The organism is Oleiphilus sp. HI0067, assembly GCF_001635735.1.
This window is the reverse complement of record NZ_LWFI01000754.1, coordinates 1-8252: the sequence shown is the minus strand read 5'-3', so window position 1 is coordinate 8252 and position 8252 is coordinate 1. Positions and strand designations below refer to the sequence as shown.

At 43.8% G+C, this 8252-nt stretch carries 5 protein-coding genes; all 5 read left to right on the top strand.

Annotated features, from left to right (window positions below):
• On the top strand, positions 1-1017 hold a 1017-nt coding region (locus tag A3739_RS08265; protein WP_156502475.1), incomplete at its 5' end, for a sigma 54-interacting transcriptional regulator.
• 158 nt (positions 1018-1175) lie between these two features.
• Positions 1176-2768, top strand: a complete 1593-nt coding sequence (locus tag A3739_RS08260; RefSeq protein WP_068478690.1) for an ATP-binding cassette domain-containing protein — start codon at positions 1176-1178, stop codon at positions 2766-2768.
• 26 nt (positions 2769-2794) lie between these two features.
• Positions 2795-4933, top strand: coding sequence for an ATP-binding cassette domain-containing protein (locus tag A3739_RS08255; protein WP_068478687.1), 2139 nt, complete (start codon positions 2795-2797; stop codon positions 4931-4933).
• Between the two features lie 10 nt (positions 4934-4943).
• Positions 4944-6281 (top strand): HlyD family type I secretion periplasmic adaptor subunit, encoded by a 1338-nt coding sequence (locus A3739_RS08250; RefSeq protein WP_068478684.1) that lies wholly within the window; start codon positions 4944-4946, stop codon positions 6279-6281.
• 11 nt (positions 6282-6292) lie between these two features.
• The coding region (locus tag A3739_RS08245; RefSeq protein ID WP_156502474.1) for a hypothetical protein at positions 6293-8252 on the top strand (1960 nt) is incomplete at its 3' end.

Here is an 8252-nt window from a genome sequence, read left to right as displayed (position 1 = left end):
AACAAGCTACTTGATCAATACCTGTCCAAACCAGTTTCAAAGCCTGACCTGTACAACGTCATGGATAGAGTGAGACGAAATCTGCGCGGGCAAAAAGAGGTTTATAACTACGGTTTTGTCAGTCAGAACAAGAATGTTTTAAAACTGTTAGAAATGGTCCCGCGAGCGGCAAAATCTGGTTTGCCCGTAATGATTGTTGGTGAGACAGGGACTGGTAAAGAGTTAATTGCTCACGCTATACACGACCATAGCGCGCGTAAAGAGGGTGAATTTTTAGCATGCAGCTGCCCAAACTTAGTTCCCTCTTTAGCGGAGTCTCAGTTGTTTGGATCTGTGAAAGGTTCCTTTACCGGAGCTGACCGCGATAGTACTGGGATTTTTCAACAGGCGAAAGGCGGCACGATTTTCCTCGATGAATTAAACTCCTTAGATATGGCAATTCAAGGTAAATTACTGCGCGTTTTGGAAACTGGGAAGTTTTCTCGTTTAGGCGATCATGCAGTGCTTGATTTTGAGGGTGAGATTATCTCAGCGATTAATTTACCGGTTGATCAGGCGGTAGAGACAGGCTGTTTGCGTGCAGATTTGAAGTATAGGATGGACGTTGTCCGAATCAGTCTGCCTCCGCTGCGAGAGCGCCGTGATGATATTTTGCTATTGTTCAGACATTTTGCCGAACGATTAAGTCGCTCGCTCAAATGTACTGACGATGTGGAGCAGTTTTTGACCCACTATGATTGGCCCGGGAATGTTCGGGAGCTGGAAAATGTTGTCCGTTATATTATAGCTATGCACGATGATGAGGTCGTTACTCGTCAACACTTGCCCAGTTATTTGCAGGACTCAACATTATTCGGAAGTGATTTACCCACCCATGCTGGAGCACGCAAAGATCTTACTAAAAACGACATTATCAGCGCGCTCAAAGAATGTAACTTTAATAAAAGTGATGCCGCAAGCGCTCTAGGTGTTAGCCGAATGACGTTATGGCGGAAGATTAAGGAGCACAACTTATAACAGTGATACGGTTGTTACGCGTTTTTTATTCGTTGATACTTTTTTGTTACATTTTTTCGGAGGGAGCCAGTTGTAAGTTATTGATATTCATGTGATTTTTATTCTGGCCTTATCTTTGCTAAACAGTTCTATATGTTTAAGCCAGAGAGTAGTCGGTCATGGATCATACAGTCAGCCAACATCACACGAAGCACTCTAACAAATTTGTATTCGATACGGTCATCTCCACAGTTTTAATCCAGTTATTTGGTTTAGTTCTACCCTTATCAGTATTGGTCGTATACGACAAAATTATTCCCAACAACGCTGTCGAATCGCTCATCGCTCTCACGGTTATCGTTCTCATTGCAGTCGCTGTCGAGTGTTTCTTACGCTATATCCAAGAAGCTGGGGTCGCCTACTATACGTCGAGAAATGACTATTTTTTCAAGAATTTATTTTTGGGAGCGTTGACGACGAATTTCCGTCATATCAGTAGCGAGAACGTCCGAGCCGCAAAACAAATTCTCTCAAGCGATATCTCTTCTTCAATCTCTTTGCCCGTACGAAAGATTATTGCGTATGCAGAATTTCCATTTCTTATTTTATTTCTGATCTTAGTTGCGTATATCGCTTCGTGGGTAGTTTTAGCGCCCTTAATAACAATACTCGCATATTTTACGATCCTGAATTTTGCGTTGTCACTTCAAGCGGACGCTAAGGAAAGCAATGGTTCTCAACAGGAAGGTTCTGACATTATCGTCCAGGAAGCTTTGGGCTGTGTAGAGACGATTAAAGCATGTGGCTCTGAACAGCAGCTGTCTTCCGAATATGCGCGTCTTTCCCGACCAGCGCTCAAAACAAGACATATTTTCGATATGGTTTCTGTAGACGTGATTACACTCACCAATGTGTTTTCACAACTGATAATCATAGCTACTGTCTCAGCGGGCGCTGCAGCCTATTTTGGTGATCACATCTCCATTGGAAGCATCGCAGCTGTCACAATCATCAGTGGTCGCATGATCCCACTAGCTCAAAGGGTAGCGCTTACTTTTCAAAGTCGTGATGGTTTGAGCGCCGTGCAAAGTAAGTTTGATCAACTTCTCTCCCCTTCGTCAGAGATTCCCGAAGACTTCACGTTGGATGAAGACATTACTATCAGTATTGCAGGTTTAAATTATCCAGATCACGAAAGTAGCGAAGATATTGAGCTGAAGAAAGGTGATATTTTAGTAATCAGCGGAGCTAATAATGCTGGGAAATCAAAATTATTATCTTCCCTAGCAGGGCTTTGTGAGCACGATCAAGCGGTCATTAGTTACTCTGGTATCGATGTTAGAAAAATTGCCAACCGAGATTTGACACCTTATATCTCACTTTGTCCGCAACAACCAAAATTAGTCAAGGGTTCGTTTTTAGACAACATCACGTTACATAACAAAAGCAGAGAATCATCTGCCTATGACGTGTCACATGAAATTGGGTTGACGAAAGATTTGGCCAAGTTCCCTAAGTCTTTCGATGAGTACCTTGATAATGTTGACTATGGTGTTTTTCACCAAGGCATGCGACAGAAAATCGCGATCGCAAGATGTCTCTGTTCCAATACGCCGGTTTTACTGTTTGATGAGATCAACTCTGACATGGATCCGGTATCTAATAATCTATTTTTGGAGGCCATAAAACGCCGTCAAAAGGACCATATTATTATTCTTGTAAGCCAGCAGTCGCAGTTTATTAACTTGGGCACAAAATATCTTTGCGTTTGAGAAAAATACAGTACAGGGGCAGATGAATGAATAATTACCATGAATATGACAGCGACCGTTTCGATCCACTCTCAGACGGATCTGACGGACATCGTTTCTCCCTCGATGATAGTGAGAAAGAAACCCACAACAATATAAGGGTATTGGTTAGGTTTTTGAAAAATAGAGCTTTCGAGGGTGACAGTTTAACTGTAAGACGTGTCCTTGGTTATAGAGACGCATTTGTTCGGACTGATCAACTTGCAGAAGTGTTAGGGCGGCTTGGATTTTTGAGAAATTATGATGAGATTTTTTCAAGCCAATCTGAATGTCGACGATTTCCTTATTTTGTTGTGGATGATGAAAAGCTGTTACTAGTTGAATCAATTGATCGTGATTCCATTTACCACGTTTTCGATGGTGATGATTACCTTGAGATGCGAGAAAGTCAGCTGCTTAACAAGCGGATGATGTACTTTATTTTTGACGAAGAGAAAGAGCATCTTGAAGCAAGAAATATTGATTATGTTCGAGAAACATTTGCACGATTCAAACCTTTAAAAACTCATGTACTTTTGACTAGCGTGTTAACTGGATTTTTTGCGTTGTCAGTACCACTAATAGTCATGGTGGTTTACGACCAGGTTTTACCCACGGGTTCTTACCTAGTTCTCATTGGCAGTATTATCGGAGCACTGATACTACTCGGATCTGAGTTTGTGATGAGATTGATTCGTGGACGTATCTTGTGTCAAGTGTCTACACGGTTCTCATCCATCATGAAGCCGAAAGTACTTAATAGGATTGTACGCCATCGGCTAATCGATTTGCTCAACTCTGAACTTTCGACCAAGTCACAGCGCGTTGCCGAAGTTGATAACATAAGCCAGTTTGTTACCCATCCTACCGCGCAGGCAATATGTGATATCCCAATTGTAGTTATTTTCGTTGTTCTGTTAACAATATTATCTCCTGGACTCGGTGTTATGGCTTGTCTCGGCATCGCTTCGATGTTGATCGTTGCTTGGAGTTTACGCCGAATTGAAGGGTCTTTGAGCCTTCGTGTTAGTCGAGAGAATACGAAGTTAAATGATCTAAGCTCCGAGCTAGTTGATTGCTTTGCTGAATTATCTAACTCGGGATCCGTAGAGCGTTGGCGTTCAAGATACCAGAGGGTTTGTCTTAACCATGATACTGCTGTTTATGCTGAAGGCCGCCGAAAAGCGATGTTGAATGGCTTAACTAGCCTGATTCTTGCCATTACTGGGCTAGGTGTCTTAGTCATCGGCGCCAGCGAGATTATGGCAGAAAGAATGAATTTTGGTGTTCTGATCGCAGCCATGATTTTGATTTGGCGTTTGTTATCTCCAGTCAAACAAATCGCGATGAGTTTTGATTTGATCGGTAGCGTCAGACGAGCGGTTACTTCAGTAAATCAGATATGCAATAGTGTGATCGAAAGCATATCTACTAATCGTGGTTACTGTAAGGAAGATCTGTCCTCAAAAATTTTTCTGCAAAATATAGCTTTTCGTTATCATCATGATCACGCTATGGCGCTTCAGATCCCTCAGCTATCTCTGCCTGAGAAAAGCACTATCATTGTGTCTGGTCACAGTGGGGCGGGAAAATCTACCCTATTGAAATTGATAGCTGGACAATTTCAACCGCAATCTGGTTCTGTGCATATAGGGGGCCTGGACATTCGCAGATATGCCGCGTCTGAGTACCGCTCTTCGATTGCCTATCTGTCTGAAGAACCCCAGATTCTAACAGCCTCTCTTCGTGACAATTTACTGGTCGCTTCGGTTAATTCGAGTGATGGGCGATTGCGGCAGGCATGTGAAAAAATGGGATTGTTTGACGATGATCAGCTACTTCCTGAAGGTCTTGACACTCCGATGGGTGGAGAGCGCCAATACCCCGCAAGTTTCACCAAAAAGATAGGGTTAATTCGTCTTTTTCTTAGAGATGCGAGTTTGATTATCCTTGATGAGCCTAGTCGTAACCTTGACGAGTATTCTGTCGGGTATTTGATGGATTACATCAAATCAAAAACGTCTGAAGCAACAATGATTATTGTCTCCACTCATCCTTATATCCGAAGGTTGGGGCAGCACGAAGTTCTCATGGAAAACGGTCGTGTGCAGGAAATTAAACGTTTGAATTCTGGTGATTTTGTGTAAGGAGATGGCAATGAAGAACCTTTATCAGTCAATTAGCCGAGCATATGGAAAAAATAGCGAGCAAACCTTGCTCTACAGTTCTGAATTTGACAAAGAGAATCCGGGGAAGATGTTCACCCTCGCCCCAAAATTGATTTTAGTGACTTTAGTGTTGTTATTACTCTGGGCTTCGATCGCGCAGGTTATCGAGGTAACTCGCGCCAACGGCAAGTTGGTGCCTTCAGACTCAATCGTACAGATCCAGCACCAGAACTCTGCTGAGGTCATTGAGGTCGCCGTTGCAGAAGGAGATTTAGTAGAGCAGGGAGACGTACTTTTTATGCTCGATCCAGTATTGATGGCTTCGGAATTGTCTCAGTTGCGTGCACGGCATGCTTTTTTATCGATAGAGTCTGAGCGGTTGCACGCGTTGATAGAACGTAGGAATCCAGATTTCTCTAATTTCGTGGATAGTTATCCGACTGCTGTAAAACACAACATCGTTGCATTTAACAGTCAAAAAGACGTTTCTATGTCGAAAATAAATGGCTTGAAATCTAGAGTAGAACAGAAAAAGCATGAGCAGAAATATTTAGAGGAACAGCTGAAAGTCGAAGAGAATCATTTGGCTTCTATCGATGAGAAGGTCAGCATGATTAAAACGCTAAAAGAAAGCGGAAATCAGAGTAAATTATTGTTGATTCAAGCATCGCAGGAGCGCGACGAGATGCTTTCAAAAATGAGTAACGTAGTTGGTCGTATAGCTTCTGTGAATCAAGAGGTAATGGAGGCAGAACATGAGATTGCAGAAACTTATGCCGCGATAGATGAAAAAGCAACAATGCGCTTAGCGGCAATTGAGTCCGAGCTACACGAACTTTCACAGACCTTAACTAGAACGGAACACTCCTTTGATAACCTCGTAGTTCGCTCACCCATTAAAGGGTTTGTTACAGGTTTAACAATCGACGCTGTTGGCGAAGTAGTGACACCTGGAGCTACGCTAGTCGAGATTATCCCCTACGACTCTCTAGTAATTGCAGAGGCAAAAATCGATACCAAGGATATCTCCTCCCTCAAATTGGGCCAAGATGTCAATGTTAAAGTGACAGCATTTGATTTTTCTCAACATGGCATGGTTACGGGAACCTTACAGAAGGTCTCTAAAAACAGTTTTCAAGATGAAGACGGTCAACCTTACTACAAAGCTAATATAGCACTGGATGACCAGTGGGTCGGGTCTGAGGGAAATCGCCTATTGCCCGGCATGGTGGTTCAAGCTGATATTTTAAGTGGTGAAAAAGCGGTGATTCAATACTTGTTAAAACCACTTCGCCTCGCCTCACAGCGCGCCTTTACTGAAAAATAAGGAGATTAGTGATGAGTTATACACCTTATACTGACGGTCAGAATACATCCCGTAAAGGTAAAGTCTCTGGGTCATCTAATCAGACTTACAATCAGCACGTAGATAAAAGTGTCGACGAAAAACAGGATAAACCCATATCTCCTGAAGCAGATCCAGTAGTACCGCGTCAATCGGAACTGCCAACTAAACCTCCGGCTCAGGAAGCTGGAAGAGATGTAACAACGGACTCTGTCGGACCAATATCAAGCGGCACCACCGCACCATCGCCTGTCACACCGACTAGAAATACTAGTAATTTGGAGAATGAAGGCAATCAGATTGATCAAAGCACATTTGGAGAGCCGTTGCCGCTCCCCGACTATGACACCGGTGCAGGTTTGAACGGCGGATTTAACGGTGTCGCAGGCGCTTCTGTTTCAGGTAACAATAACGATAATCGTATCGACGAAATGGGCAGTGAGGCTCAGGATGCACCTGTTGACTTGGACGTTCAAGTAGGTGAAGCGATCGGAATCGAAGATACCGCTATTGCTCTTGATATCGACATTACTCCTGGCGATTTGGCATCACCAACAACAAAAACACTCATTATTATAAGCGATTTGCCTGAGGGAAGTCGTTTGTCAGCAGGCGTGGATAATGGCGATGGGAGCTATAGTTTAGCCCCAGACGATCTTGATGATCTATTTTTTATCCCAAGTCCGCATAGTGGCGATGACGTTCGTTTATCGGTCAGTGTTATTGAGTATGAAGAAATTTCATCCGACCAAGACACTTCTGTAAATGACGAGTTTACCCTTACTCAAGAGGTGGCAGTTGACAGCGTGTCTATCGTTGAGATTGGTCGTGTTGATACGAACCTTGATATAAAAGTTGAAGCTATCGCCGATGCTCCGCTTGTGGTGACGCAACAGGCAGAGGGTAACGAGGATACTGCTATCGATCTGAATATCTCGACATCTTTAGTTGATGGTGATGGTTCTGAGAAGATTACGTCGATAGTGATAGCTGATGTTCCATTTGGTGCGAGTCTTTCTGCTGGAATAGATAATGGCAATAACACCTGGACGTTGACTGAGAGTGACCTTTCGGGACTAACCATTACACCTCCCAAGGACAGCAGTTATGATTTTACATTAACAGTCCGAGTTACGGTCGAAGACACTGATGCTGATTCGGGCGCAACGACTTCTGCTGAAACGGTCACGCCATTGCCTGTAACTGTCATAAACGTTATTGATGAGATAACGCTCAGGGATGGGTATACAGAGGTAAATGAAGATAGTTCAATGCAATTGGATATCTTCAGTATGATCATAGGTAATGTCGACCCAGATAGCATTGTGAGCGTTATGTTTTCGCAAGTGCCAGACGGCGCAGTGTTTAGCCACGGTACGGTCAATGCTGACGATACAGTGACTGTATTGGCCGAGGATCTAGCAGCGCTGACGTTAACGCCTCCGTTGCATGACAGTACTGACTTTACGTTGGATGTCATGGTGACGCATCAGGACGAAGATCCAGATAGTGGTGTGGTTACGGAAGCGAGTAGCACCGCACAATATCATGTTTCAGTTATCCCAGTGGCGGATGTCCCAACGTTACAAGCGAACGACATTAGCGGAAACGAAGATGAACCGATTAGCCTGGATATAACGGCGGATCTTGTCGATCTAGATGGTTCTGAGTCGATTACTGCGGTGCGTTTCGAGGGTGTTCCGGAGGGCGCGCAGCTTTCAACGGGTGCCGATCAGGGTAGTGGTGTTTGGATCGTGAATATTGACGATTTAGCGAGTCTAACCATACAAGCACCGGCACATAGTAGTGATGATTTTATCTTGAGTGCGACGGCATTGGTGAATGATGTCGATCCTGAGTCAGGCCTCGTTAGCCAAGTGAGTGACACGATTAGTTTTAATGTAGAAGTGTTGCCCGTGTCAGAACAGGCTGTCGTAGTGGCATCAGCACGTG